Source organism: Pseudovibrio sp. JE062 (assembly GCF_000156235.1).
In the GTDB taxonomy this organism is placed as follows: Bacteria; Pseudomonadota; Alphaproteobacteria; order Rhizobiales; family Stappiaceae; genus Pseudovibrio.
Genome location: NZ_DS996813.1, coordinates 17,635 through 43,048 on the forward strand (window position 1 = coordinate 17,635; position 25,414 = coordinate 43,048).

Below are 25,414 nucleotides of genomic sequence, written 5' to 3' on the forward strand. Positions count from 1 at the left end.
GAGCTTGCGGATGGAGCTGTCGTGCAGCGAGTGAGCTTCGACCATCGCCATGTTGAGGCCAAAGATAGCGCCGTTGTTATGAAACGCTCCGCCGCCTTCGTACTGGTAGTGCCCGCCCACGACAGCGATACAGCTGGCCGCGTGCATGGAGACAACGCCGTTGCGCTGGCGGGTGAAGCCGTAGCCGAGGCGGAAGTAAGTCTTTTTGGTTTCACCGACCAGTTTGGCAAATTCTTCGATCTGCTCCACGGTGAGTCCTGTGATCTCGCTGGCCCATTCAGGGCTGCGGGTCTTCAAGTGCTCTTCCAGCTCTGCAGGTGCGTCGGCGTATTTTTCCATGTAGGCGCGGTCGGCATAGCCATCACGGAACAGGACATGCATGACGGCGCAGGCGAGCGCAGCGTCGGAGCCCGGTTTCAAGACAAGGCCGACGTCTGCCTGTTTCATGGTCTCGGTCTTATAGACGTCGATGACAACGATCTTGGCCTTGCGGGTTTTGCGGGCCTTGATGGCGTGTGTCATGACGTTGACCTGCGTCGCCACCGGGTTTGTTCCCCAGATCACCACAGCGTCGGCAAGTGCCATTTCGCGCGGGTCCGGCCCAGCGAGCTTGCCGGTGCCTGCGATGTAGCCTGTCCACGCCATGTTGGTGCAGAAGGTTTGGTACATGCCAGAGTAGCTTTTGGCGTTGCGCAGGCGGTTGATGCTGTCGCGCTGAACAAGACCCATGGTGCCGGCGAAGAAGTAAGGCCAGACAGTTTGCGGGCCGTGCTTCTTTTCCGCTTCCAGGAACTTTTCTGAGATGTCCTGGAGCGCTTCTTCCCAACTGACTTCTTCAAACTGTCCAGAGCCTTTAGGGCCTGTGCGGCGTAAAGGCTTGGTCAGGCGGTCCGGATGGTGCAAGCGCTCGGAGTATCGGGCGACCTTGGCGCAGATGACGCCAGCGGTGTAGTCGTTGTCGCGCGTGCCATGAATACGGCCAATGCGTCCGTCTGCATGTACTTCGACCTCGACTGCGCACGTGGATGGGCAATCGTGAGGACATGCGGAGGCAAACCTTTGTGGTTTTTCTGGCTTAGACATGCTTGGCGTACTCAATAACTCTGGCGTTCTAGACTTGTTCTCTTTGCACAGACAGATCACGGGTAACGCTCAAATTGTCAAGAAAGCATGCGCAAAAAATTCGTGAGTTGACGATTTCTTGAAACGCGCCGTGGGTTTTGCTGCATCCACCTGAGTGCTTCGGCTTGCAACGGATGCAGGTTCTGGGGTTTCATAGCATACGGTTTTAAGCTTGAGGGCCATCCATGTTGCAGGATATCGATGTCATCGCCTGGGATTTTGACGGGGTGCTTAACCGCAATATAGTCAATGACCGCTTTATCTGGATGCAGCAGTTCGAGGAGGACATGGGCATCTCGTGGAACGCCTTTGCCAAGGAGATGTTTACCGAGGACTTTGATGAGGTTCTGGTGGGGCGTCTGGACCTGCGCGACTTGCTGGGCCGTTGGGCAGAGAAAGCGGCGTACACGGGCGATCTGGATGCGTTTCTGCTTTACTGGTTTGAGAAGGACGCCCATCCGGACTTCGATCTGCTAGCCTTGATGCGCAAGCTCTCCAAAACACATGTGCGGCAGGTGATTGCCACCAACAATGGTGCGCGGCGGACCCGCTATATTGAAGAGGATATGGGGTACAGGGACCGGGTGGAGACGGTGTTCTCCTCCGGGCGTATGGGTGTGGCCAAGCCCAGCGCAGAGTTTTTCATGCATATTACGGGGGAGCTGGATGTTCCGGCGCACCGAATGCTGCTGATTGATGACCGGGAAGAGAACATCATGTCCGCGCTGGATATGGGGTGGCGGGCGCTGCACTTTACGCCCAACACCCGTGAACAGATCATCAAGGTGCTGGGTTCGTTCTAGTCGCTACCCTTACTTCTTCACCGCTTCCCACGCCATGTTGACGAGGAACTCTCTGTCCTTATCGGAAACAACACGCTCTGTGCTGAGCAGCGTATAGGCTGGACCTACAATAAGCGCAGAGGCGACGGACCATGAGATTGGCTTTACGGCACCGAGTACCTGCCATGTGGCATAGAGGGCCTCTCCCTGCATGTGGACCTTTTCCATCTGCTGCTTGATGGGGGCGAAGTCTTCTTCTGACTGGGCTTTGACCTTGAGCTCCTCAAACAGGCGGAATAGATCTGGATTGGCGCTTCCCCAGCGCAGCAGGCCGTTGACGGAGGCTTTGATGGTGTCCTCTGCACTTGGGCTTTGCGGGGTGTTGCGCGTCTCTCTGGTCCAGCCAGCTACCGCCTGATCCCACAGGGCCACCGCTATATCCGGCTTGCCTTTGAAGAAGTGGTAGATGCTGCCTGTCGTGGCGCCGCTTTTACTGCGGATTTGCGCAATAGACGTGTTTGCATAGCCCTGCTTGAGAAACAGCTCCAAGGCCGCATCCAGAATGGATTGATATCGATTGTTTTCGCTGGCCACTAGAACACCATTCTATTTTGACTAGAACATCGTTCTATCACCTGCTAGAACGATGTTCTAATATAGGAGATCCGCGATATGTCTGCAAACGAGAACCTGATTAGCGCGAAGAGATTTTTAAAGGCACTGGAAGAATTTGATTTTGATACTCTGAAAGGCTTCTACACAGAAGATGCGGAACAGACCGAGCTGCCCAATCAACTGAAGCCTACTGGCGATCACCGGACAGTGGATCAACTGGTCGCCGACTTCTCCCGCTCTACAGGCATCTTACGCAAGCAAAGTTATCGGGTTTCCAATGAACTGGCCTCAGATGACCGCGTTATGCTGGAGTTCATCTGGGAGGGAGAGCTTGCGGTCTCCATCGGGTCGCTGTCACCGGGCGATACAATGCGCTCTCACTCTACGGTTTGCATGGACTTTAAGGATGGTCTGATCCATCGCCAGCGCAACTATGATTGCTTTGAGGCTTTTTAGAGCTTGGCGTATTCTTATCCAAAAACCGGAACCACTTTTCGGGAATACGCTGTTTAGTAGTTGCTGCCCTTCTTGAGGTGATTGGCGAGCACTTCCATGCTGAAGTTGGCCATCTTATAGAGATCATCATGGGACATGCCATGCTGCACCATGATGGAGATGCCTTCAAAGATGGTGGCGAAATACTGGGCAAGCGCCTTCGCCTCACCAGGATTGATCAGCTCTTTCTCACACTCAGAGAACTTGTAGATGAAGTGCTCCAGACCTTCGAGCTTCATCTTGCGCAGCTCTTCGGAAAGGTCGGGATCGAGCCCAGCGATATCCATGAGTGTATGGAAGCGCATGGCTGTGCCAGCGACGTATTGTTCTCGGGAGAGCTCGATGAACTCGTAGAGCACCGCCTCCACTGCCGGGTAGATCTCAGAATGAAGCGCCAGAACTGATCTGAGCTGGCGGTAGAACTTGGCGAAGTACCAGCGCAGGGCCGCAGCGCAGAACTGCTCCTTGGTGGCGAAGTGGCCTTCAATGAAGTCTCGTGACGTCCCGCTTGCGATGGCGAGATCTTCCAGCGTCGCGTGCTGGAAGCCCTGCAACATGAAGACCTTTACGCAGGAATCCAGTGCAGTTTCGAGTTCAGGTGACAATTCACCATCGTGTATGGGATCTAAAGAGGACATGAGGCCAGTATACGGTTTGGGTGAAGGCCAGCAATGTCGATCTCCCACTATGGGAAACGAGTGAAGAAGACCGGGTTCGCGTCTTGGTGGATTTAGTTCATCTTCTAGAAACCAGTGCTTCGTCTTTCAGCGATGCTGGCACGACCTAAGGAGGGACGGATACATCCTGTTGCCATTCAGGGTCTGTCGAAGATCCTTTTTTGCTCTGGAGGCGGTGCAGTTTTCATGCGTGATTCAACCACTTCAAGACTTACGCGAGCGAGTTGGTACATGACTTCGTCTGGGGTGTTAAACTTCACCATCTCGTAGAACCCCTCAATCACTGTACGAACATAGTACGCAAGGATTTCAACGTCCGCCGGATTTTTGAGCTCTGATTGGCACTGCCTGAACTTGTTGAGCATCTGGCCCTGCCAGTCGGCTTCAAGAACCTCAAACTCTTTTTTCACCTCGTCATCGACATAGGAGATATCGACGAATGTTCTGAGGAACAGGCCCTTGTTTGCATGTATCTGATCGCTGCAGATTTCAATAAACGCAAAAAGGACTGCCTCCATGGCTGCATACAAATCAGAATGCATGGCCATTTCATCACGGACATGGCGACTGAACTTCAGGTAGTACCAGCGTAAAGCAGCAAATGTTAAATCATGTTTGGTCGCGTAGTAGCCCTTGAGGGCCTCCGGAGAAATAGAGCACGCCTCGGCAATGTCTTCCATGGTCGACGTTTCATAGCCTTTCAGCAGAAAAACCCGAACACAGGTATCAAAGATGTTCTCGACTTCCGGCGATAGTTTTTCGGCATCCATATTTCGGCGCGCTCTCACACTAAGTACATTGTACTTTCTTTAAATTCCAAGGCCTCCCAACCACACTCAGGGTCATCCTCATTATCCGTTACAGACTAGCACTACTGGCCTGCGGGCTTACTTAGCCTTCTTTTTGGAGCCCTTCTTTTTCTTTGGCTGACCGTGTTTCATGCGCACTTCCAGCGTATCAAGGCTCATGATCGCGACTTTGTACATGAGCTCACATGGCGTGCCGTATTTGATCAACTCATATAGACCTTCAATGACCGTCAGAAAGTAATGGGCGAGCGCCTCAACTTCAGACGGATCTTTGAGTTCGTCCTTACATTGATTGAACTTATCAAGGACCTGCACTTCCCAATCATCCTGCAGATCTTCAAAGGACTTCTTCACCACATCATCGACATAAGCAATATCAATGAAGGTGCGCACAAAGAGGCCTTTGTTGGCGTGGACCTGATCGCAGCTGATTTCGATAAAGGCGAACAGGACAGCCTCCATGGCGGAGTAAATGTCCTGATGCATGGCCATTTCGGCGCGCATTTGACGGCTGTACTTGATGTAGTACCAGCGCATAGCCGCTGCGGTCAGCTCTTCTTTGGTGGAGAAATGTTCTTTGATGCATTCAGGCGTGCAGCCGCCGGCCTCGGCAATTTCTTCCAAGGTGCTTGTTTCGTACCCCTTAAGCAGAAAGACCTTCACACATTGATCGAACAGGTTTTCAATTTCGGGGGTTACCTTACCGTCCACTATCTTATCGCACGATTTCATGGCGCCGAGTATATGGTGTCAGAGGTGCTCCTCAACGCTGTTCTAATCACATGGAAAACAACATTGCAAAGACATCGCGCTTACTGCACCAATCCTTTTCATGTTCTGTAAAGGAATAAAACCTTCCGCTAAACGCCAGTGATTGACGTTGGATGTAAGGCAAGGTTTTCCGAAGTACCCACCTTCTATTTTCAATATTCAAAACAATAGATTATGTGATTTGATGTGGTTCTTCTCAGCCCAGCGATAAGGCTTGGCTAGCCTATTAAACTTTGTGCTTAGTCTTGTTTCGTGGCTTTGCAGCAGGCGTTCACAAACAGTCGTTTGACCTCGGCGATGAGGTTTTCAGGCTACGCAGGTTCACGCGTACTTGTAGCGGGGCGTAGAGGCTCTACCAAGCGTCCTCCAGCCAGCAAACAGCGACATGTTCTTATTTTGCTCTCAATATCACTTACAGTGAGAACATAAGCACTCTGTTTTAGTTTATGCGGTAGCAGTCCAGCACCTTCATGCTCATATCGACGACGCGGTAGAGCTGTTCTTTGGTGGCGCCGTCCTTACATTGGCTGGCAAGGCCTTGCAGAGTGGCGGCGTAGAACCGAGCGAGCGTTTCGATGTCAGTGTCTGGTCTCAGGCTGTCTTTGCAGTTGGTGAGCTTATGTGTGATTGCACCTACCATAGTGGTGCGCAGCTCTGTAATTTCTCTCGAGAGTATGCTGTTCTGGGTAGAAATTTCTAACAGGCCGGAGGACAACAAACACCCATCAGACTCGTCTTTATCACAGAGCACATCCACACATTCATAAAGTGCAACGCGGATGGCATCAACGCAGTTGGAGTGCATGGCGAAGCCGGATAGCAGACGGCGACCGTAATTGTGCAGATACCATCTGGTGGCTGCGGTGTAGAGTTCTTCCTTGTTGGAAAAGGCCCCTTCTACAAATTCTTTGGGAACGCCCATGGCGTCTACCACATCATCTAAGGAAGTGGACTCGTAGCCGCGCTTCCAAAACATTTTGACCGAGGCTTCGAGCATTGCCTCAATGTCCGGAGATATTTTTTCCACGTGCAAGTTATCCTTCATAAGCATATCTACATAGTACCCTGCATAAGACAAAGAACAACCGATTATTAATGCTAGGAAATTTACGCTTAAGGCGCTCTGCAAGAATTCCGGATAAATTGAAAAAATTACGATCTGACGGTTGCTGGGGATGTGGATGGCTTTGGGCCGATTTTAAGGTGGGCTGTTCCTGAGGCACGTTCAGTCCACCTTTTACATTTTCGGATTGTGAGAGTTTCAGTGAATGACAGGTTGGTTCTCCAGTCTTTCCAGGCTGGCATCTGCAAGATTGTAAAGGGCTGTATGGTCAACGCCATCACAGGCCTGCTTGATGATAATGGACATAACTTCCGTATAGAAACTTGCCAGTTCTTCTGGATTAAAGCGGGAAGAAAAGCGCCTTTTGCAACTCTCCAGCTTTTGGAAAATACGTGTGTGAACCTGATCCCGAAGATGTGCCATCTCTTTGGCAATCACACCATCGGTATCCGTGATCTCCATCAGTTCTACGGAAAGGAGGCTTCCATGTGGGCAGTCATCTTCGCAGAACAACTCAATGCATTCATACAGTACTATGCGAATGGCTTCGATAGGATTGGAATGCATGGCAAAGCCAGAGAGGATCTGGTGCTCATATCTGGTCAAGTACCATTTGACCACATTTGAGAACAGATTGGCTGTGTCATGAAAGGTCTTGGATAAACGCTCTGTTGGCACGCCTGTCGCGGTGCTGATTTGCTCCAGCGACGTGGCTTCCACCCCAAAATTTGAGAATTCATGGATGGATGCTTCAAAGGTTTTCGTGAGGCTAATCGGTACCGGTCGATCAGGATCAACTGTCTCGGTTTGCATTGTAAATCTCCCGTTCTTTATTGAACGAGTATTCAATGATAGGCCCTTTTACGTAGGCGGCAACTTACCCTCAAGCGAACGAAACGCATGCTTAACAAAGGGATGCAGGGCCTTTCAGATTTGGAGAAAATTGATGTAATCAAGTGTTGTGATGTTATAATATTACGATCGATTTTATCGATTCTTTATTCTGCTAAAGGAGTATGACCTAGCGTCTGCTGCTATCAATTGTGGCGAGATTTCGAAGTTTTGTCGCAGTGATTTTCCGGTTTGTTACAACTGAAATCTGGGCTTTTGCGTGACCAGAATAAAGCGGTGTTATCAATACCGCCCAGATTGGCTTTGCCCGCCCTGCCCTTAAAAACGGCGTTTTGAAAACTGCAACCTGTGGGAGGTGAAAAGTTGAAAGGCACGTTCCGAATTTAAGGCGTTCAAATGGGCAAAGAAAAGGGCCTGACAGAAGTTCATTTTCCATCAGGCCCTATGATCGGGATTGGCTATCGATACTCATTTTCGATAGGCCTCCAGAATTTCAAGACTAAGATCTGCCACACGATACAGTTCATCGCTTGGGATACCATCAGCTGCCTGACTGGCGAGGCCTCTGAGCGTGGTAATATAAAAGCGTGCCAACACGGGGATGTCCGCAGTGTCCTTCAGGTGGCGTTTGCTGCCATTCAGTTTGCACAGAATGGTGGCATATACCTTACGCCTCAGCGCCAGTAGCTCCGAGATGAGGATCCTGTCGCTGTTGTTCACTGCTGCCAGTGCGTAGGACAGCAGCTTGGCGTGCTCACACTGCTTGTTGCAGAACAGGCCGATACATTCATAAAGCGCACCACGCAAAGCCTCTGTCGGGTTGGAATGCAACGCGAACTCTGAGAGCAGCTGGCGTCCGTACTGGTCCAGGTACCACATCACTGCTGTGCGATAGAGATGCTCTTTGCTCTCAAAGTTCTCACGCAGGAAGTTATAGGACACGCCGGATTCCCGGCAGACGTCATCTATAGATGTACGGTGCACTCCCAAGCGCCAGAAAACTTTAAGGGACGCTCTGAGGGCTTCTTGCATAGAATGCGGGAAAGTCTCGTTGAAGGTAATGGTCTCTGCTTCCATCGTCTGCCTCCCTTTGGCGGTGGATAACCTAACCAAAAGAATAAGAGACCAAGGGCTAAGAACAACAAACTCACGAGTGCATGGGAAACACCCTTAACACAATCATTCGCGATACTCGGAGATATTATGTAAATCACATTCTTTAGTTTGCGTAATATTGCAAAATAAAAAAGACGTGATCACGTAATTTAATTACGAAACCACGCCTTAAAACGTAATTTTAGAGCCCGAATTATGGTCAGAAACGACGGCAGGCCTGCAGGACACTCAAACTGTGATCTGCGATTTTATGCAGTTCTGTCGGGCAGTTAACGTCTCTTGCCTGAACAGCCATGCCCTGAATTGTGGCGCCAAAGAAGCTGGCAAGGGCCTGAAGGTCAGTTCCTTCAACAAACTGGGTTTCGCAGGACTTGAACTTGTCTGCGATGATTTGGATGGTCTGCTGGCGCAGATCTGCCAATTTGCGCGCCAATGCGCCTTGAGCATTAGAACTTTCGACCAATCCGGTAGAAATCATACAACCAGAAGGATGGTCTCCGCCGACAAAAACCTCCACGCATTCATAAAGAACGGTGCGAAGTGCCTCGTAAACGCAGGAATGAAGCGCAAGGCCAGACAGCATTTGCCGACCATAGCTGGCGGAATATCTGTCGATGGCAGCCAGATACAGTTCCTCCTTGGAGGAATAGGCTGCATACAGACTTGGTGGTGTGATACCCATTGCAGTGACTAGCTCATTTATCGAAGTCGCCTCATAGCCCTGTTGCCAAAACAGGTTGCTCGCGATCTCCAGTATTTTTTCTTTATCCAACCGACGGGGTCTGCCGCGGGGGGCTTTTTCCATTTCCATAGCGATCACTATATATATTGATTGAAATTTTAATCAATCATAGTTTTACCAAGGGTCTTCCTAGGGTTTCCTGCATTATATCACCCTCCCCACCCACGTATTACTGATGCATATCAAAGTGTTATGCAAAAACCCGTAGGGATGTTTTAGTGAAATCGCCGAGTGTCCATACCGCTAAGGTATAATGACAGATTGTCGCAGGGCCTTGCGGTGAGGTTTTGGTGTTCCATGCGCAAATGACACGCTCTCCTTCTTCCTGAATGAGGTTCTGCCGTGCCAAATAAAAAGAGCGGCGCATTGGCCGCTCTTGGTGGTATTTCGGTTTTGCCTTGTTTGATTGATCAGGCTTTGACCGCTGCGGAGAGACCCAGCAGGCTTTTGGAGTCCAGCACGTTGTCCAGGTTGGCCTGAACTTTGAACATTCCGCCTTCACCAACTTTATAGCCAGCCACACCGGTACATGCTTTTTGTACGGTCTTGCCGCCCATGACTTCGGAAGACAAGCTCAGCATGGCGTTTTGGGCTTCCGTGCGCTGACCGTAGATCTGTGGCACCTGTGACTTTTCGTTTTCCGGGAGACCTGCGTTCAGGCTCTCCACTTCCATGAGGCGGCCTTTGACAGCAGCATCCAGATAACCGGTGCGGTCTTTACCGGACATGCAGTTGATCGCTGGCACGGCGCCGGTTTCGTTGGCAATCAAGTTCACCAGGACCGCGACACCGTAGGCATTGCCTGCGGAGCGACGCTGTTTGCCATCGTTGATCGCGTCATGCAGCTGTGTGCTGTAGTTCTCAAGGCGGGCCACTTTACCATTATCGCCTGCCGCTTGAGCATTAGCTTTCGCCTGATCGACCATTTCATCCAGTTTTCCGATGAGCGGCTGGTTGTGGTTGTCCGCCCATTTCCAGCCGGTGAGACGATCTCCCAGATGCTTGCCGATGGTGCCGGAGAACATGCCCAGCTTTGCAAAGCCGTTCACGCCCATGCTGAATGGCAGGACTTCTACATCTACATAGACTTCGGTCGGCCCCTCACCCGGCAGGTCAACAGTGATGGTCTGCTCGCCCTGTGCGCGGCCCCATGCTTCCTGCTGGCCCGTCTCGTAAGTCTTTGCTTTGGACGCCGCTGTGAGTAAGGAGGTGGAGACGATCTTCAGCGGGAACGGCTCTCCCGGATGTTGCTCCCGCCATGCTGCGATATCAGAGGCCTTGGTGGAGGCCGCAGCGGTGATGACTTCGTGAGTGCGGTTATCCGCGCCTTTAGCTGCCAGCTCCGGATTGTTTTTGACACCGAACGGGAAGTTCACGCCGTGACGAACGGCTGCATAATTGGTGGTATCGCCTTTCAGCTCGCTGACCCAGAGGTTGACGGCGTGATCAGTCTCTGAAGTCGCGGTGGAGCTGATGCCGTTTACATCGCTGGTCTGGTAGCCCTCTTTCAGCACTTCCAGCTTTGCAGCAGGTGTGGAGGTGGCTTTGAAGGACAGTTCCGGCAGGTCGCCTGTGCCAGATGCGCCCAGCTCCTTTTGCGTTGCTGCATCAAGCTTCACCGTCTCAGTCGTGGTCTGCCAGTTGGCCTCAGCCTTGTTCAAAGACTGGGTGATGTGGGCTGATAAAAGCTGCTGAAACTCTTTCTTCACCGCCTTAATATCACTTTTGGAGACTGTTGTTCCTTCTGTAGTTGCTGCCAGCTTGTAAGCTTCGACAACTCCTTTCTGAATATCTTTGTTCAGCGCCTTAGACGCCTTGGCGATACCTTTGATGTCCTCTGGATTGTCATCAATCTTGGCTTGCAGTCGATCGAACGCCTGCTCGACACCACCGCGCGCTGCGGCTTTAAACATGACCTTATGGGTGCTCAACCCTGCTCCACTCAATTCCCCAATAGCATCATTTGCAGCTGTTCTTACGTGGGTTTCAGCGCGTGCCTTGATGTTCTCGACAGTGGTGTCCAGTCCGTTGTTGCTTGTTTTGAACTGCGCAACCTTTTCGTTGACTAGAGACTTCGTGGCGCCCGTTTGAGCCGGTGTGGCCTCAGTCTGAGAGGTACGTGCGCTGCCGGTGAAGAACGCTTTGATGCGGGTCAGGACACTCTGGGTCTCACGGCCTTCCGACGGTGTATTCACGCGTGCGGCCAGGCTGTTGTGGGAGGAGCTAGAGACTTTTTCTCTGACAAAAGCCACAATTTTGTAGAGGGTGCCATTCCCACCGCGCACTTCTGACGTGCTTGTGGAGGTGTTTTCGACAGCCGCCGCCGTGCTTTGATTTACAGCATTGATATCAATAGCTTGAGTGGTTGCCGGTGAAATTGTTGGTGAAGCTCCTGCCGTGATTCCCATGTCTCGTCCCTTAAACTCATTGTTTTGTGGCGCTTGAAGCGCTTTGTTGGGACCAAGCATATGGAAAGCAGAAAGGCATGATGTGCCCTTTGGCACGCCTGTGGGTTGATTGTCTCTGTTAGACAGGGTTCAAATAAAACATCACGCTTAAAGGAGCGCCCGTGTCGAACTTTCAATCAGCTGCCAATGAGTTTTTGGAGAGCATTGATCTGAGCCCAATGCTGGAAGACGATCTGGACGGTGAGCTTGTTCTTGAGATCAACCAGAACTTTTCTCTGGTGTTTGGATTTGATCAGGTGAGCGAAACGTGTGTGCTGCGCATCCTGTTCAATGACTTGCCAACAGATGTACATGTGCTGAGCGAGCTTTTGCAGAACAGCAATACGCTGGATGTGGCAGGTTACAATCTGTCCTTCGGCATTGATGTGGGACAGTCCACGGCTTATGGCGAGGTGCGCATTCCGGATGAAGACATTGAGGTTGGCCACTTAAAGCAGTTGTTCCCTGTCTTCCTGCAGGTTTCTGAATGGTATGCTGAGATCAAAGGCGGTGCGGCCACTGAACTGCCGAGCCAGGACCACACGCAGATGTGGCTCTGATCTTTTCAGCAAAAAAAACAAAGCCAGCTCCGTTTGATCGGAACTGGCTTTGCGAAACTTATCTGGTAGGCTGAAATCAGCGCATGGCCTCTACAGCTACTTTTGCGCAGGCTGCATCGTTTTCCATTGAGCTGCCTGCCACGCCGACTGCGCCGACGAGTGCATTTTCACCTTTGATGACCGGCAGACCACCTGCGATGCCCAGAATGCCTGGGAACTGCTTGTAGACCGGTGCGTTCTCCAAAACCTCATTGACCTGCTCTGTTGGCATGCCCCAGGACAGAGAGGTGTTTGCTTTCAGCGTTGCGCCTTTGTAGCTGGCAGGCAGGGCCTGATCCATGCGCGCAGATGCCACCACATCCTCACCGCGATCGATGATGACGATGGACATGTTCCAACCATTCTCTATAGCCATGGCCACACAAGCGCTGACACCTTTGCCAGCAGCATCAAGGCTCAAATATGGCCGGGTGTTTTCCTGAGCGGTTGCCGCGCTCGCCACCAGTGCCAGAGATGCGCCCAAGAGAAGAGATTTTGCATTAATATTCATGAATTTATCTCGCGCTCCAAATTCCCACGTGCGCGCGGACTTAATTTTAAAATTGTGTCAGAAGCAAGGGACGCCCAGCGCAAAGATGAGTTTATGCAGTAACTTTTGATCAGCTTGAATGAGTAGAAGAGTATTTTGGCAAACAAAAAGCCCACTTGGCGCAATCAAGCATCAAGCGGGCCTTTGTTGATTTCAGCGATCAACCAAAATCATTCAGCTAAATTAGCCAACGATTTCGGTGCCGGAGAACCAGTAAGCGATTTCTTCAGCAGCTGTTTCAGGAGCGTCAGAACCGTGTACGGAGTTCTCGCCGATGGACAGAGCGAATTCCTTACGGATGGTGCCTTCAGCAGCATCTGCAGGGTTGGTTGCGCCCATGACTTCACGGTTTTTCGCGATTGCGTTTTCACCTTCCAGAACCTGAACGATGGTTGGGCCGGAAGACATGAATTCAGTCAGTTCGCCAAAGAAAGGACGCTCTTTGTGAACTGCGTAGAAACCTTCTGCTTCACGCAGGGACATCCAAACACGCTTGGATGCAACAACGCGGAGGCCAGCTTCTTCGAGCTTAGCGGTGATAGCACCGGTCAGGTTGCGCTTGGTTGCGTCCGGCTTGATCATGGAAAACGTGCGTTCAATCGCCATCGTTATTACCTGCAGTTTGTCGCGAGCTTCCAAAAGGCAGCTCTCTTTAAAAAATCTTTTTCCTGTAACAGCTCAAAGCCGCCACAAAGGTTCGCGCGAGATATACTTAAACTCTCCCGTAAAAAGCAAGAGGGTATATCCGTATTCCCACGTTGTCCTGCGCAGAAACAGCAGAAAACAGGCAATTATGAACCATTGATGACGTTCAACGCGTTGTTGCGGGCACCTGCTTATGGCAACCGGAGAGGTGCTGGCGCGCGCTGTCCATGCTCCTTCCGTATAGGCCCCTTTGATTTTTGGGGTGATTTTCACAAGGACAGAATGACGCAAATCCTAGTGTTTTGCGAAAAGAACTGCTGTTCCAACAGGTTCGGGTGTCTGCATGGCAGATATGCATTTCAGGTTGCGACTACACGTCTCCCCCTGGGGTCGCTTTTGTTTGAGGTGGGTCAATTTATAGGCGTTCAAAGGCGTGCATTGTTCTTGCAACAGACATAGCAAGAGGACACCCCTATGAAAGCAGCATTTGTAATGTATGCCTCCTATAACAAGTGGGCGAACGATCTATTGCTTCAGGAATGCGAACAGATCACGTCGGAAGAGTACCACCGCGATCTGGGCGTCTACTTCAACTCCATTCATGGCACCATGGATCATCAGTATGTAGCCGATAAGGTCTGGCTCTACCGCTTTACCGGTCAGGGCGACCCGATCGACAGCATTGACGAGCAGTTGACCGGCGACTTTGCGACCTTGCAGGAAAAACGGCGTTTGCTGGATGACCGTATTTGCTCGGTGGTTGACCAGATGCAGGAAAAGGACTTCCTGCGCACCATGATCTACCGCACTGTGCGCAAGCCACTGGTGATGCAGCAGCCTTTGGGCGCGGCCCTCTTCCACTTCTTCAACCACCAGACTCACCACCGCGGACAAGTGCATGCCATGCTGACACAGCTGGGCCGTACTCCTGCAGCGCTGGACATGATCTACTTCCAGCGTGAGACCGGTCAATGGATGGCAAAAGAAGAGGATATGATCACGGCCTGATAGATCCCTCACACGAGTTCAGCGGAGGTCCTCTTGTCTCTCCCTGAACAGCTTTGCAAAGCAGCTTGCCTTTCTATTGAAGTGGCAAGCTGCTTTTTTGTTGGACCTTCAGTAGACACTCAAAGAGAGCGCCAGTGTGATCAGCACGAACAGCATGAGTACCAACGGCATACAGAAGTGCAGCCATGTGTGATACGGCACGCGCCCGATGGCCAGACCGCCCATAACAACGGCAAAGGTTGGGTTGAACAGGTTCAACAATCCGCTGGCTGACTGGAAGGCTGTGACCACGAACTCTGCCCCCACATCTGAAAACCCTGCAAGCGGCGCCATGATGGGCATGGAGAGAACGGCCAGTCCTGAGGATGATGGGACAAAGAACGAGAGCATCAGCTCCAGCCAGAACACCACATTGATGAAAGCGACTTTACCCAGTCCGCTCAAGACCTGTTCGGACCAGTGGAGCACCGTATCGGTTATAGAGCCTGCGTTCATGACGACCACGATGCCACGGGCGACACCGATGATCAGGGCTACGCCCAGCAATTCTTTGGCGCCATCGAGAAAGTTGTCGATGTAGTCGTGCTCTCCCATGCGGGTGATGACGGCGATCAGGATGGAAGAGCCGAGGAACAGGGTCGACATTTCCGCCATCCACCAGCCCAGCGCAGATACGCCGTAGATCAGCATGCCGAAGGACGCGGCGAAGATGACCAGCACTCTGGCGTGGGAGTGAGTGAACTCCGGCAGGTCATCCATGGTTACGCCATGCAGGAAGTGCTTTTCGTTGTCCTTCTGAATATCCGCAATCAGAGACTTGGAGTGATCGGCCTTCACTTTGGCAGCGTAGCGCATGACCCAGAACACGCAGAAGACCCAGCCGATGCCGAGGATTGCCAGTCGCAGACCTATACCCTTGGTAAACGGAATGCCTGCAGCGTCCGACGCGATGGCGGTGGCGAAGGGGTTGATGGTTGAACCCAGCGTGCCCATCCCTGCCCCCAACATGATCACCGCAACGCCGGTGAGAGAGTCATAGCCCGCCCGGATCATCATGGAGATGACAAGGGCATAAAAGGCCAGTGTCTCCTCCGCCATGCCATCCACCGTACCGCCCAGTGCAAACAACCCCATCAATATGGGGATCATCAGTCGTTCTCGTCCCTTCAGAGCCATGAGCACATGCGCAATGCCAGCATCGATGGCACCTGTGCGTTTGACCACCATGAGATAACCGCCGATGACCAGCACAAAAACAGAGACATTGATGGCGTTGGCCTGTCCGGTTTTGGGGTTATAGAGCCCAGCGATGGGGGCCATCAGCACGTCTATGGGACCTTGTGGGTTTCGCTCCACCTGATGATAACTGCCTGGGACCGGCACTTCCTTGCCGAGCTCCGCATTCAGGGTGCGATCGTATTTGCCCGCCGGGATGAACCAGGTTGCTATTGCAACCAGAATGGTTAGCGTGAACAGGATTGTAAACGCGGTGGGGAATCTGGATTTCGACATGAGAAGCGCCCGGGTGATGGTGGTGGCCGTCCTTTGCGGTGCTTCTGATTAAACCTGCGATTTCTCCGGTTTGGCATTCCCTTATTCAAGGGGGCGAGCAAACCGCTTTACTGATCTGTGTCTTGCTGCGTTATGGGGAAGCGAGCTTGGAGCGTTCAAAAGGTATTGCCGTGATCGGTGACGGTTCTTCTCTACCTGACAATGTTGCCGCTGTCTTTGAAAGCTATCCAGCGGACAAGCGCGCTCGCCTTCTGGAGTTACGGGGCCTGATCCTTGATTGCGCCCAGCGTCTCTTTGGCCCGGCATCTGTGACTGAGAGCCTGAAATGGGGTGAGCCGTGCTATCGCCCGTTGCCCAAGCTCGGCGGAACCACGGTGCGGCTGCATTGGAAACCCAAGTTTGGTGATCAGATAGGGCTCTTCGTTCACTGCCAGACAACGGTGATCTCAGATATGCGCGCCCTTTATGGTGATGTGCTGGAGTTTGATGGCAACCGATGCCTTTGGTTGCCAGCCAAAGGTGTTTACCCACGTGATGCGGTTGAGCATTTTGTGTCTGAGGCGTTCAGGTATGGGCGTTGACTTTTTTAGCATATAGCCCGAAAACCTATTGTTTTAATGGAGTTTTTCTTTGTCCGATATTTTTAATGAATGGCTAGAAGACAATTTACGTCATTACGAAAATCTTACAAACGCAGTGGTGAGCATCACTCAAAGCTTATTGGCAAATCATAAGGTCCCATACTTAACTATAACTGGGCGAACAAAAGATAAAGCGAGTTGTGTAGAGAAGGCTGCGAGAAAATCATACCAAAATCCACGCAACGAAATGACAGATATTTCTGGTGTTCGAATAGTATTGTTTTTCGAAAGCGATATTGATCGCGTCTGTAAGTTAGTCGAAGAACACTTTGCAGTTGACTATGACAACAGCTTAAACAAACAAGACCTTCTGTCCACGAACGAAGTGGGATACAGATCTGTCCATTTTGTTTGCGACATCGGAGAAACACGACATGATCTACCCGAGTATTCAGGTTTAAAGAAGCTTAAATTTGAGTTCCAAGTTCGAACAGTTCTACAACATGCTTGGGCTGAAATGGCACATGATAGAAGTTACAAATTTTCAGGCAAACTTCCTCAACATTTAGAGCGCGAACTTTACTTATTATCTGGATTACTCGAAAGCGCAGACAAAGGCTTCGATCGCCTCTCTAGGGAAATAGATGCTTATCAGAAAGAAGTATCGGAAGCGACTTCACATGGAATACTCGAAATACCAATTACTTACACTAGTTTACTAGAATATTTTAAGTCTTGGGCTAAAGCTAATAGCTACACTGTCAATATTTCAGAAAATTCCGACCATATAAACAACCTGATTTCCGAGCTATCACAATACGGCGTTACTACAATAGCCGAACTAGCAGACATTATCCCACCCAGTTACGTAAAAGTTACAAGCTCAATAAGTTCCTATATATTTGGCGTTGTTAGAGATTGGATGATTATTCATGACCCAGAAAGGTTCTGTCGAAGCGTAAAAATCGACTGGCTGATCGATTTAGACGATATCAATTTGTATTCTAAGTTCTTAAAAAAAGAGCAGATTGAATTTTTAAAAGAACAAGATTTTTTCACACCAGGTTTTCTTGATGAAAACTAGTTACCGTCATATAGTTGCTGCCTTATATTTTTTCAGTTGCTTCCTGTTCCCACAGAGAAGCTTTTCATTTCAGCAAGTGTTCCAGTAGCCCTGACGGATGCGTTTCCGGCTCGCCAAAGTCACTTTTAATGCAGGCGTGCAGCGACTTCTGCTGTCTGCTGATTGGTGTGATATGACGAACGATCAAATTGGCATTTCCATGCGCATTGGCGCGACGCTCTTCTTCACGCTTATGGTTTTGTGCGTGAAGTTGACGTCTGGAACGATCCCTCTTGGACAGATGGTTTTCTTCCGCAGTGCGATTGCTCTGATCCCGCTGGTGCTGTTTTTGCGCCTGACAGATGATTTCCCCGGCGGGCTCAGCACCAAGCGGCCCTTTGGGCATATCAGGCGCTGTCTGCTTGGGGCAGCGGCTATGTTCAGTTCGTTCGCGACCATTCGCTATTTGCCCATCGCGGAAGCGACGATCATTGGGTATGTGACACCGATTTTCACCATGATACTGGCGCGCATCATTTTAGGTGAACAGGTCACCAGTGCCCGCTGGATTGGTGTTGCGCTCGGATTTTCCGGTATCCTCACGCTGATCCTGCCTCAGCTGACGGGCATTCAGGGGAATGAAGACTATCTGATTGGCGTTTCTCTGGGCTTCCTCACCGCCATGCTGACTTCGGTTGCTATGATACAAGTGCGTAGCCTAACCAAGACTGAGAATGCCGGAGCCATTGCGTTTTACTTCGCCCTGACCTGCGCTGTGTTTGGAGGCGCGACACTGCCTCTGGGCTGGGCAACGCCAAGCCTGGAAGAGTACGCCTTGCTGATCGGAGCCGGGTTTGCCGGTGGTGTAGCCCACATACTGATGACGCTTGGCTACAAGTACAGCGAGGCTTCCAAACTGGCTCCGTTCGAATACCTCTCTCTTGTGTTTGCAGTGTTGGCCGATCTGCTCATCTTCAACATCATCCCCGGCAGCAACTTTTACGTGGCCGCCGCCTTCATCATCGCGTCCGTCAGCTTTGTGGCGATGAAAGACCGGCCTAAAGGGAAAGCGGTGCGGACGTGAGGGCGTTTCAGAGCTCAGTTTGCCCCGCAAATCTGAGGGAGCGTTGCGCGGGTGCCGATTGCATGCACAATTTTGCGCGCAGCGGTGTTTCTCCCCTTGCACATCAAGAGGTTTGCGGGCAAACAGCTTGGCATGCTTCAGGTTTCTAATCTTACATACCGCATTGCCGGGCGTCTTTTGATCGACAATGCCTCCGTGACTATTCCAAGTGGTGCGAAGACCGGTCTCGTTGGTCGCAACGGGGTTGGCAAGTCGACGCTGTTCAAGCTGCTGTGTGGTGAGCTGGCCGTTGAGAGCGGCAGTGTGCATATGCCGCAAAAGGCGCGTGTGGGTCAGGTGGCTCAGGAAGCGCCTGGAACGCAGGACACACTTCTGGAAGTGGTTCTGGCGGCAGACACCGAGCGCACCGCATTGCTGGAAGAAGCAGAAACCGCTGAAGATGCGCACCGCATTGCCGAGATCCATACCCGCCTTGCGGATATTGAGAGCCACAGCGCTGAAGCGCGGGCCTCGGCTATCCTGAGCGGTCTTGGTTTTACGCCTGAGCAACAGCAGGAGCCGTGCGCCAACTTTTCTGGCGGCTGGCGGATGCGTGTGGCTCTGGCCGCCCTGCTCTTTTCCAAGCCGGACCTGATGCTGCTGGACGAGCCGACTAACTACCTGGACCTTGAAGGCACCATGTGGCTGGAGAACTTCATTGCACGCTATCCGTATCAGGTTGTTCTGATCAGCCACGACCGCGACCTGCTTAACAACGCGGTGGACAGCATCGTGCACATGGATGCGGGCAAGCTGACCTTCTATCGCGGTGGCTATGACAGCTTTGACCGTCAGCGCCGCGAGACCATTTTGCTGCAAAAGAAAGCAGCCGAAAAGCAAGAGAAGGCACGCAAGCACATTCAGAGCTTCGTGGACCGGTTCCGCGCCAAGGCAACCAAAGCGAAACAGGCGCAGTCCCGCATCAAAATGCTGGAGAAGATGCAGCCAATTTCCGTGCTGGATGAAGCCTCCGGTCTGGAGCTGCATATTCCGCAGCCTGAAGCCAAGCTTTCTCCGCCGATCATCAAGCTGGAAGGCGCGTCCGTTGGTTATGACGGCAAGGCCATCCTGCGCAACATCAACCTGAACATTGACCATGATGACCGCATCGCCCTTCTGGGGGCCAACGGTAATGGTAAGTCCACCTTCGCCAAGCTGATTGCAGGGCGTCTGGGGCTCATGTCTGGTGATATGACCTGTGCCAACAAGCTGAGCACGGCGTTCTTTGCGCAGCATCAGCTGGATGACCTGATGCCGGAGAGCAATCCAATTGAGCACGTGCGGCCTTTGATGCCGGATGCGCAAGAATCCAAGCTGCGTGCCCGTGTGGACCGTTTTGGTCTGCCGACTGACCGCATGCTGACGCCTGCCAAGGATCTTTCCGGTGGTGAGAAGGCGCGTCTGCTGCTGGGTCTGGCGACGTTCCATGGGCCGAACCTAGTTATTCTCGATGAGCCGACCAACCACCTTGATATCGACAGCCGCGAGGCCCTCGTGCACGCGATCAACGATTATGATGGCGCGGTTATTCTCATCAGCCACGACAGGCATCTGGTGGAAGCGTGTGCAGACCGTCTTTGGCTTGTGGCCGATGGCGGCGTCAAACCGTTTGATGGCGACATGGCTGAGTATCGCCGCCTGATCCTGAAAGGCGAGCTAAATGCCAAGCCTCAGGGTGAAGCGGATGCTGAGCCGCAGAGCGAGCGCGGCAATGCGCAGGCTCGCCGCAAGGAAGCTGCCGAACGCCGCGCCAAGCTGGCCCCACTGAAGAAGAACATCGAGGCTGCGGAGAAGGAAATCTCCAAGTACCAGAAGTACATCAAAAAGCTTGATGCTCTGCTGGCTGACCCTCGGATCTATACGGAAGCGCCGGATAAGGCCAAAGAACACGCCATCCGCCGCGCAGCCTATGTGAAAGTGCTGGAAGAGACAGAAGAGAACTGGCTGGAAATGTCAGCCGAACTGGAAGAGCTGTCTGGAGACTAAGCTGGCTCGACCTTTGAGATTATTGGAACCCGGTGCTGATGATGGTGCCGGGTTTTTATGCATTAGTTGGCGTCGACTTATGAGGATTGATATGAACTATTTTCAAATTCCCAGTTTGTCGGATGTCTACCTCGAAGATAGCTATGTGCTAGCAATACATGAATATGACAGCAAAATTGTCTTTGATCTGGAGGTTGTTCTTATAGAAACCCACCCGTTTTATGAGGCGCCATCAAAAGGTGAAAAGTACTGCTATAGAAAATCATCTTTGAGCTTTATTGGTGTCCAATCAGTTGAGTGGTTAGACCGCCAATTCATCAGATTTTCAGATGCATCAGGCGAAAGCGATTACGGCAATATAGACTCTTTTACCAAGGAAGGAGAACTTTGCCATTTAGCTGGCGATTGGGGTGAAGTGAAAATTAGGTGTGCTTCTGTGGAGCTTGTTCGCTAAAGTTCTCGGCCTAATATCGTATAAGAATCTACTTGTCCGCCTTCCCTCCTCCTTTGAAAGCAATATACTCTTGGAGAAACACGCACAGCTCGGCATCTATTTTGCTGAACCGCTCCATTACGTGATTGGCAACGGCAAGATCTTGGGAGCTAGGTTCACCTTCAACAGCTTCCTCGAATGTTTCTCCATCTCCCCAAAGCTGTATTGCATCAGCAAGATGCGTGCTGCCTTTCCAGACAACTGGCCCAGAAATCAGTGCTGCAACTTCACTTTGTTTTCGTCCCTCGCAACTTGCGAGACACGCCTCAGCTATAATCGGCGCCGTCTGCTCAAACCAACCTTTCAGAGCGTTCAAAATTTCCAAATCTTCGACCGTTAATCGCAATTCGTCAGAAAGCCATGGATGAGCATGATCTTTTTGACACAGCGATAGCCCACGGAGCTCACCTGAATAGTTCTCCTTACCTTCAAATGAAGCGTCGGCATAAGCAGCACACTTCAGCACGCAAGAAAAGAAGAACAAAGCTTCAACCGACCTTGAGGGGAGTTCCTGAGTTGCATGCCAAAGCCAAGGCAGCGCCGCATAAGTGATTGGATACAAATCACCTTGATGGTGCAGCTCCTCCCAAAAAAGACTTATTGCAAGATTGTCGTCCCATTCGTGCAACAACTGTTCAAGAGCACTTGAAACATTAGTAACTCCGTAAGGACCGTAAAGACGCTTCCAGATAGGATGAGAAAGTAAAATTCGCATAGCTAATTTTCAATTTAATCAATAAGTTAAACTCAAGCTCTACAAAATAGATTCATAATCTTCATAAAATGATTCAAGTGAGATGTCTGTCCATTAAAGGGGCAGCCATGCATTTTGAAAAAGCGACCTAATACCTCCTTATTGCGATGGCTAGCTCCCTAGATCAGCTGAGGACTTCGAAGCGGACTGCATGAATTGAGTACCAACTTACCTAACTTCAAAAAATGCCCGCCCCTGAGTTAAACGGGTCGTTTGATTAAACATTTGTCACCATTGCCCTAGTTCCAGCTTTAAATATCGCGCGTTAGTTCCAGCCAGATGTGGGGGATTTTGCGACCGTCGTCTTTGTGTTGGACGAAGGTTTTTCTGGCGGTCTCTTTGAAGTCGTCGCCGTAGTACTCTGCGATCTCTTCATCAGTCAGCGGCCAGGGTGGGCCAGAGCGTTCGCCGTTGCCGTCGTAATAGCGGCCCAGAATGATAAGCGTGCCGCCTGGAGCAACGAGACTTTTGAGGGGGGCAACGACGTTGTCGCGCATCTCAATGCCAATGGCTTGCAGAGTGAAGCATTCGTAGACCAGATCAAACTTGCCAACCCAATCTGCTGGTGGGTTGAACAGGTCAGCACAGCGGAACTCAATCTCACCAGATGGGAAACGCTTCTTTGCCCATTCGATGGCTGTTGGAGCGACATCAAATGCAGATGCGTTCCAGCCAGCTTCATGGAGCGCGTTGGCGTTGTCGCCCAGTCCGCAGCCCACATCCAGTGCGGTGCGCCCTTCCCCCTTGTTGGTCTCCAGCCATTCCACCAGCGGTGCTTTTGGCTTCAGCTCAGCCCACGGGATCTCGTTGGTGTCACCCTGAGCTGTGGTGTAGACCTGCTCAAACCAGTTTTTCCGGTTTTCCCAGCCGCCCCCATTTGCGCCTTCCAGAGTGTCCAGACGGGCGCGGAGCTGCTTGCGATGGTCAAGTACGTCCGTGCTCATGCTTTTCGATCCCACCCGCCGTTGTCGGTCTGCGCCCAATAAGTGAGTTCGTGGTCACTGTTCTTGACCTCCAGCCAGCGCTGGCGGGCTTCCTGCAGCGCTTCCTGATCGTTGCCGTCAAACATGTACACGACGCGCTGGTACTGGGCTGGATCCGGTAGAGGCGCGCGGTCTACCAGAAAGCGCACGATTGCCTCGTTCGGGTTGTCGCTTTCTGTTGTCAGGTAGATGGGCTGGAATTCCGGATGCCCTTCCTTTTTGGTGCCGTGTGGCAGGAAGCCATCGTCAGAATAAGTCCAGAGATAAGAATCAATGGCGTCGCACCGTTCTTCTGTTCCGAACTGAACTGTGACGACCCAATCTCTTTCCAGGCACTTTTCAAGAAGAGTGGGCAAAGCCCGTTCCAGCGGAAATTTAGAGAGCTGGTAGAACAGCACTTCACTCATATTCTGGTTTCCCGTTTATCTGGCAGGCTCACTTTCCTGCAGCCCGATGCACCTTGCGACGCATGCTTCCTCAGGCTGCGCATGGAATATGTAAACCCCAAATCGCAGTGTTTCTCACTTGACCACATTTTAATCTAAAAATTGTCGTGAATGATCCCAATTAGATCGGGATATTCATAGGAATCGTTGATAAACCCCGCCCAGACGCTTTAAAGGGCTGGACTTCACCGCATTCCTGGGGAATTTCGGTGTGGTGTTAAGCTTAGTGAAACCGACACCAAATTATGGAGGGTGAAATGCTCTCATCTCTGTGGTGTTGTGGGTCCGCAGGCATTGTATATTTAGGAAACGTCCAAATGGCAGCGCGTATTGTATTGTTCTTTGCTCTTGTATCCGGTCTTGTTGGCGTAACTGCTGCAGTGGGTGCGATGCTTCCAGCAACCACCAGTTCCTGTGCTCATTACCAGACCTGCTGATTGACTGGGTAGCCAGCTACCTCTTTCAAAAACAACAATTTTCTTAGAAAATAGCGTTTAACGCGTTAATCTCTTTTCATCAGTTTGGAGCCCTGCTTCTGTTTGAAGCGGGGCTTTTTTTGTGCCGCTTCAGGGCTTCGTATCCTGCCTGCGCCAAGGCAACAAAAAGGGCCAGCCACACTTAGTGTGACCGGCCCTTTCTTGGATTAGATCAATGCAGGCATTCTTATGCCTTCAACAAGGCTTAGCCTTCGTAATGATCTTTGATCATGCGGTTCAGAGCGCGCACGCCGAAACCGGATGCCCAGCCCTGAGAGATCGCGTTTTTCTTGGAGCCCATTGCGGTGCCAGCGATATCGATGTGTGCCCATTTGGTCTCGTTGGTGTGACGCTGCAGGTAAACAGCTGCGGTGCTTGCGCCACCCCAGCGTGCGCCACCGGTGTTGCGCATGTCTGCATTTGGGGTGTCGATCATCTTGTCGTACTCATCACCCAGTGGCAGGCGCCACATTTTCTCTGCGGTGGTTTCACCTGCATCACAGATCTGCGCTGCCAGTTCATCATCTGCGGAGAACACACCTGCGCGGTGACCGCCAAGTGCAACCATGCACGCGCCGGTCAGGGTCGCGAGGTCAATCATGAACTTCGGAGCGAAGCGGTCCTGCGTGTACCAAAGCGCATCCCCAAGAACCAGACGGCCTTCTGCGTCGGTGTTCAGGATTTCGACGGTCTGGCCAGACATGGTTTTCACAATGTCGCCTGGACGGATTGCATTGCCGTCTGGCATGTTTTCGACCAGACCCAGCACACAGATAGCGTTGACTGGTGCCTTACGGCCTGCCAGCGCCTTCATGAGACCGATCACAGCAGCTGCGCCGCCCATGTCGCCCTTCATGTCTTCCATGCCGGCGCCTGGCTTCAGGGAGATACCACCGGTATCAAACACAACGCCTTTACCGACGAATGCAACTGGTGCTTCGCCTTCTTTACCGCCATTCCATTTCATGACAGCCAGACGGGATGGACGCACAGACCCCTGACCAACGGCCAGCAGAGCATTCATGCCCAGTTCCTGCATTTTCGCTTCGTCGAGGATCTCAACGTCAACGCCAAGATCGGAAAGCTGCTGTGCTTTTGCAGCGAACTCAACAGGACCGAGAGTGTTTGCAGGCTCATCAACGAGGGTACGTGCAAGCAAGGTGCCTTCAGCAACTGCTTCCGCTTCTGCCCAGAGAGGCTCAACAGCTGCTGCGTCCTGTACTTTCAATGTAATTTCGCAAGCTTTGTCGCCGTCTGCTTCTTTTTTAACAGTGCGGTAGGTGTCGAACTTGTAACCACGCAGATATGCGCCCTGCGCAAAATCTGCTGCCTGCTGCGCTGTCGCTGCTGCAGGGAATGTAATCTCAGCAGCTTCTGCCTTGAGTGCGAGCAGTTTGCCAGCAACTTCGCCACCGAGATTGATCCAGTCCTGTTCTTTCAGCTCATCCGCTTTGCCAAGGCCAGCAACGATCAGACGGTCCGCATTCATGCCTTCCGGAGCGAGCAGATGCATGATGCCGGATTTCTTACCGGTGAAATCAGCGGTTTTTGCAGCGCGCTCAACAGTTTTTCCAGCGGCGCCCATCACACCCTCAGCTTCTGCTGCAAAGCTGAGTTCTTCACCTGCAAAGACGACCTGAACGGCTGCGGTTGCATCAGAATACTGCGCGATCTTGATGGATGTGAATTGCGTCATTATGTAGT

General features: G+C 51.7%; 26 protein-coding genes. 9 read left to right on the top strand and 17 right to left on the bottom strand.

Going from position 1 to position 25,414, the window contains the following annotated elements; all coding sequences use genetic code 11:
* Positions 1 to 1,083, bottom strand: a 1,083-nt coding sequence (locus tag PJE062_RS20640) for a molybdopterin-dependent oxidoreductase (protein ID WP_037037863.1), incomplete at its 3' end; no start/stop codon positions are given.
* Between the two features lie 224 nt (positions 1,084 to 1,307).
* On the opposite strand from PJE062_RS20640, the gene PJE062_RS20645 reads away from it, so the two are divergent.
* Positions 1,308 to 1,925, top strand: coding sequence for an HAD family hydrolase (locus PJE062_RS20645; RefSeq protein ID WP_008551997.1), 618 nt, complete (start codon positions 1,308 to 1,310; stop codon positions 1,923 to 1,925).
* Positions 1,926 to 1,934: 9 nt separating this feature from the next.
* Here the strand turns inward: PJE062_RS20645 and PJE062_RS20650 are convergent, their stop codons facing one another.
* Entirely contained in the window at positions 1,935 to 2,498 is a 564-nt protein-coding gene (locus PJE062_RS20650; RefSeq protein ID WP_008551902.1) for a TetR/AcrR family transcriptional regulator, read from the bottom strand.
* Positions 2,499 to 2,576: 78 nt separating this feature from the next.
* Here PJE062_RS20650 and PJE062_RS20655 point away from each other — a divergent pair, with 78 nt between their 5' ends.
* Complete coding sequence (locus tag PJE062_RS20655) at positions 2,577 to 2,975, top strand: nuclear transport factor 2 family protein (RefSeq protein WP_008551937.1); 399 nt, start codon at positions 2,577 to 2,579, stop codon at positions 2,973 to 2,975.
* 53 nt (positions 2,976 to 3,028) lie between these two features.
* On the opposite strand, the gene PJE062_RS20660 is transcribed toward PJE062_RS20655, so the two are convergent.
* The 8 genes from PJE062_RS20660 to PJE062_RS20695 form a co-directional block, all read right to left on the bottom strand.
* Positions 3,029 to 3,619, bottom strand: a complete 591-nt coding sequence (locus PJE062_RS20660) for a TetR/AcrR family transcriptional regulator (RefSeq protein WP_037037926.1) — start codon at positions 3,617 to 3,619, stop codon at positions 3,029 to 3,031.
* 209 nt (positions 3,620 to 3,828) lie between these two features.
* Positions 3,829 to 4,461, bottom strand: a complete 633-nt coding sequence (locus tag PJE062_RS20665) for a TetR/AcrR family transcriptional regulator (protein ID WP_008551876.1) — start codon at positions 4,459 to 4,461, stop codon at positions 3,829 to 3,831.
* Positions 4,462 to 4,578: 117 nt separating this feature from the next.
* Positions 4,579 to 5,211, bottom strand: a complete 633-nt coding sequence (locus PJE062_RS20670; protein WP_008551892.1) for a TetR/AcrR family transcriptional regulator — start codon at positions 5,209 to 5,211, stop codon at positions 4,579 to 4,581.
* Positions 5,212 to 5,710: 499 nt separating this feature from the next.
* Positions 5,711 to 6,316 carry a TetR/AcrR family transcriptional regulator gene (locus PJE062_RS20675; protein ID WP_050773967.1) on the bottom strand — a complete coding sequence of 202 codons (606 nt, stop codon included), beginning with the start codon at positions 6,314 to 6,316 and terminating at the stop codon, positions 5,711 to 5,713.
* 216 nt (positions 6,317 to 6,532) lie between these two features.
* On the bottom strand, positions 6,533 to 7,147 hold the full coding sequence (locus tag PJE062_RS20680) for a TetR/AcrR family transcriptional regulator (RefSeq protein WP_008551754.1): 615 nt from the start codon (positions 7,145 to 7,147) through the stop codon (positions 6,533 to 6,535).
* Between the two features lie 507 nt (positions 7,148 to 7,654).
* Positions 7,655 to 8,263, bottom strand: a complete 609-nt coding sequence (locus PJE062_RS20685) for a TetR/AcrR family transcriptional regulator (RefSeq protein WP_008551914.1) — start codon at positions 8,261 to 8,263, stop codon at positions 7,655 to 7,657.
* A 238-nt stretch (positions 8,264 to 8,501) separates the two neighbouring features.
* The gene (locus PJE062_RS20690; RefSeq protein WP_008551788.1) at positions 8,502 to 9,074 is read right to left on the bottom strand and encodes a TetR/AcrR family transcriptional regulator; all 573 of its coding nucleotides are present in this window, start codon (positions 9,072 to 9,074) and stop codon (positions 8,502 to 8,504) included.
* A gap of 380 nt (positions 9,075 to 9,454) precedes the next feature.
* The gene (locus tag PJE062_RS20695; RefSeq protein ID WP_008552020.1) at positions 9,455 to 11,452 is read right to left on the bottom strand and encodes an inositol phosphate phosphatase SopB; all 1,998 of its coding nucleotides are present in this window, start codon (positions 11,450 to 11,452) and stop codon (positions 9,455 to 9,457) included.
* 161 nt (positions 11,453 to 11,613) lie between these two features.
* On the opposite strand from PJE062_RS20695, the gene PJE062_RS20700 reads away from it, so the two are divergent.
* Positions 11,614 to 12,051 carry a hypothetical protein gene (locus tag PJE062_RS20700; protein ID WP_008551978.1) on the top strand — a complete coding sequence of 146 codons (438 nt, stop codon included), beginning with the start codon at positions 11,614 to 11,616 and terminating at the stop codon, positions 12,049 to 12,051.
* 76 nt (positions 12,052 to 12,127) lie between these two features.
* On the opposite strand, the gene PJE062_RS20705 is transcribed toward PJE062_RS20700, so the two are convergent.
* On the bottom strand, positions 12,128 to 12,601 hold the full coding sequence (locus tag PJE062_RS20705) for a heme-binding protein (protein ID WP_008551922.1): 474 nt from the start codon (positions 12,599 to 12,601) through the stop codon (positions 12,128 to 12,130).
* Positions 12,602 to 12,823: 222 nt separating this feature from the next.
* Positions 12,824 to 13,246, bottom strand: coding sequence for a nucleoside-diphosphate kinase (gene ndk / locus PJE062_RS20710; protein ID WP_008551976.1), 423 nt, complete (start codon positions 13,244 to 13,246; stop codon positions 12,824 to 12,826).
* A gap of 513 nt (positions 13,247 to 13,759) precedes the next feature.
* Here ndk and PJE062_RS20715 point away from each other — a divergent pair.
* Positions 13,760 to 14,293 (top strand): DinB family protein, encoded by a 534-nt coding sequence (locus PJE062_RS20715; protein WP_008551799.1) that lies wholly within the window; start codon positions 13,760 to 13,762, stop codon positions 14,291 to 14,293.
* A 108-nt stretch (positions 14,294 to 14,401) separates the two neighbouring features.
* On the opposite strand, the gene PJE062_RS20720 is transcribed toward PJE062_RS20715, so the two are convergent.
* Entirely contained in the window at positions 14,402 to 15,805 is a 1,404-nt protein-coding gene (locus PJE062_RS20720) for a YfcC family protein (RefSeq protein WP_008552044.1), read from the bottom strand.
* Positions 15,806 to 15,951: 146 nt separating this feature from the next.
* On the opposite strand from PJE062_RS20720, the gene PJE062_RS20725 reads away from it, so the two are divergent.
* From PJE062_RS20725 to PJE062_RS20745, 5 genes are all read left to right on the top strand, one after another.
* A complete protein-coding gene (locus PJE062_RS20725; RefSeq protein WP_008551823.1) occupies positions 15,952 to 16,386 on the top strand; it encodes a DUF1801 domain-containing protein in 435 nt (144 codons plus the stop codon).
* Between the two features lie 49 nt (positions 16,387 to 16,435).
* Positions 16,436 to 17,470, top strand: coding sequence for a GTP pyrophosphokinase family protein (locus PJE062_RS20730; protein ID WP_008551804.1), 1,035 nt, complete (start codon positions 16,436 to 16,438; stop codon positions 17,468 to 17,470).
* 172 nt (positions 17,471 to 17,642) lie between these two features.
* Positions 17,643 to 18,533, top strand: a complete 891-nt coding sequence (locus PJE062_RS20735) for a DMT family transporter (RefSeq protein ID WP_008551944.1) — start codon at positions 17,643 to 17,645, stop codon at positions 18,531 to 18,533.
* 132 nt (positions 18,534 to 18,665) lie between these two features.
* Entirely contained in the window at positions 18,666 to 20,558 is a 1,893-nt protein-coding gene (locus PJE062_RS20740; protein ID WP_037037932.1) for an ABC-F family ATP-binding cassette domain-containing protein, read from the top strand.
* A 91-nt stretch (positions 20,559 to 20,649) separates the two neighbouring features.
* On the top strand, positions 20,650 to 21,012 hold the full coding sequence (locus PJE062_RS20745; RefSeq protein WP_008551899.1) for a hypothetical protein: 363 nt from the start codon (positions 20,650 to 20,652) through the stop codon (positions 21,010 to 21,012).
* Between the two features lie 28 nt (positions 21,013 to 21,040).
* On the opposite strand, the gene PJE062_RS20750 is transcribed toward PJE062_RS20745, so the two are convergent.
* The 4 genes from PJE062_RS20750 to PJE062_RS20765 all read right to left on the bottom strand — a co-directional run bounded on the left by PJE062_RS20750 (position 21,041) and on the right by PJE062_RS20765 (position 25,406).
* On the bottom strand, positions 21,041 to 21,766 hold the full coding sequence (locus PJE062_RS20750) for a hypothetical protein (RefSeq protein WP_008552050.1): 726 nt from the start codon (positions 21,764 to 21,766) through the stop codon (positions 21,041 to 21,043).
* A gap of 290 nt (positions 21,767 to 22,056) precedes the next feature.
* A complete protein-coding gene (locus PJE062_RS20755; RefSeq protein ID WP_008551983.1) occupies positions 22,057 to 22,749 on the bottom strand; it encodes a bifunctional 2-polyprenyl-6-hydroxyphenol methylase/3-demethylubiquinol 3-O-methyltransferase UbiG in 693 nt (230 codons plus the stop codon).
* Complete coding sequence (locus PJE062_RS20760; RefSeq protein ID WP_008551831.1) at positions 22,746 to 23,195, bottom strand: DNA polymerase III subunit chi; 450 nt, start codon at positions 23,193 to 23,195, stop codon at positions 22,746 to 22,748. The genes PJE062_RS20755 and PJE062_RS20760 overlap by 4 nt, the downstream gene beginning before the upstream one ends.
* A gap of 720 nt (positions 23,196 to 23,915) precedes the next feature.
* Positions 23,916 to 25,406 carry a leucyl aminopeptidase gene (locus tag PJE062_RS20765; protein ID WP_008552014.1) on the bottom strand — a complete coding sequence of 497 codons (1,491 nt, stop codon included), beginning with the start codon at positions 25,404 to 25,406 and terminating at the stop codon, positions 23,916 to 23,918.
* Positions 25,407 to 25,414: the final 8 nt, after the last annotated feature.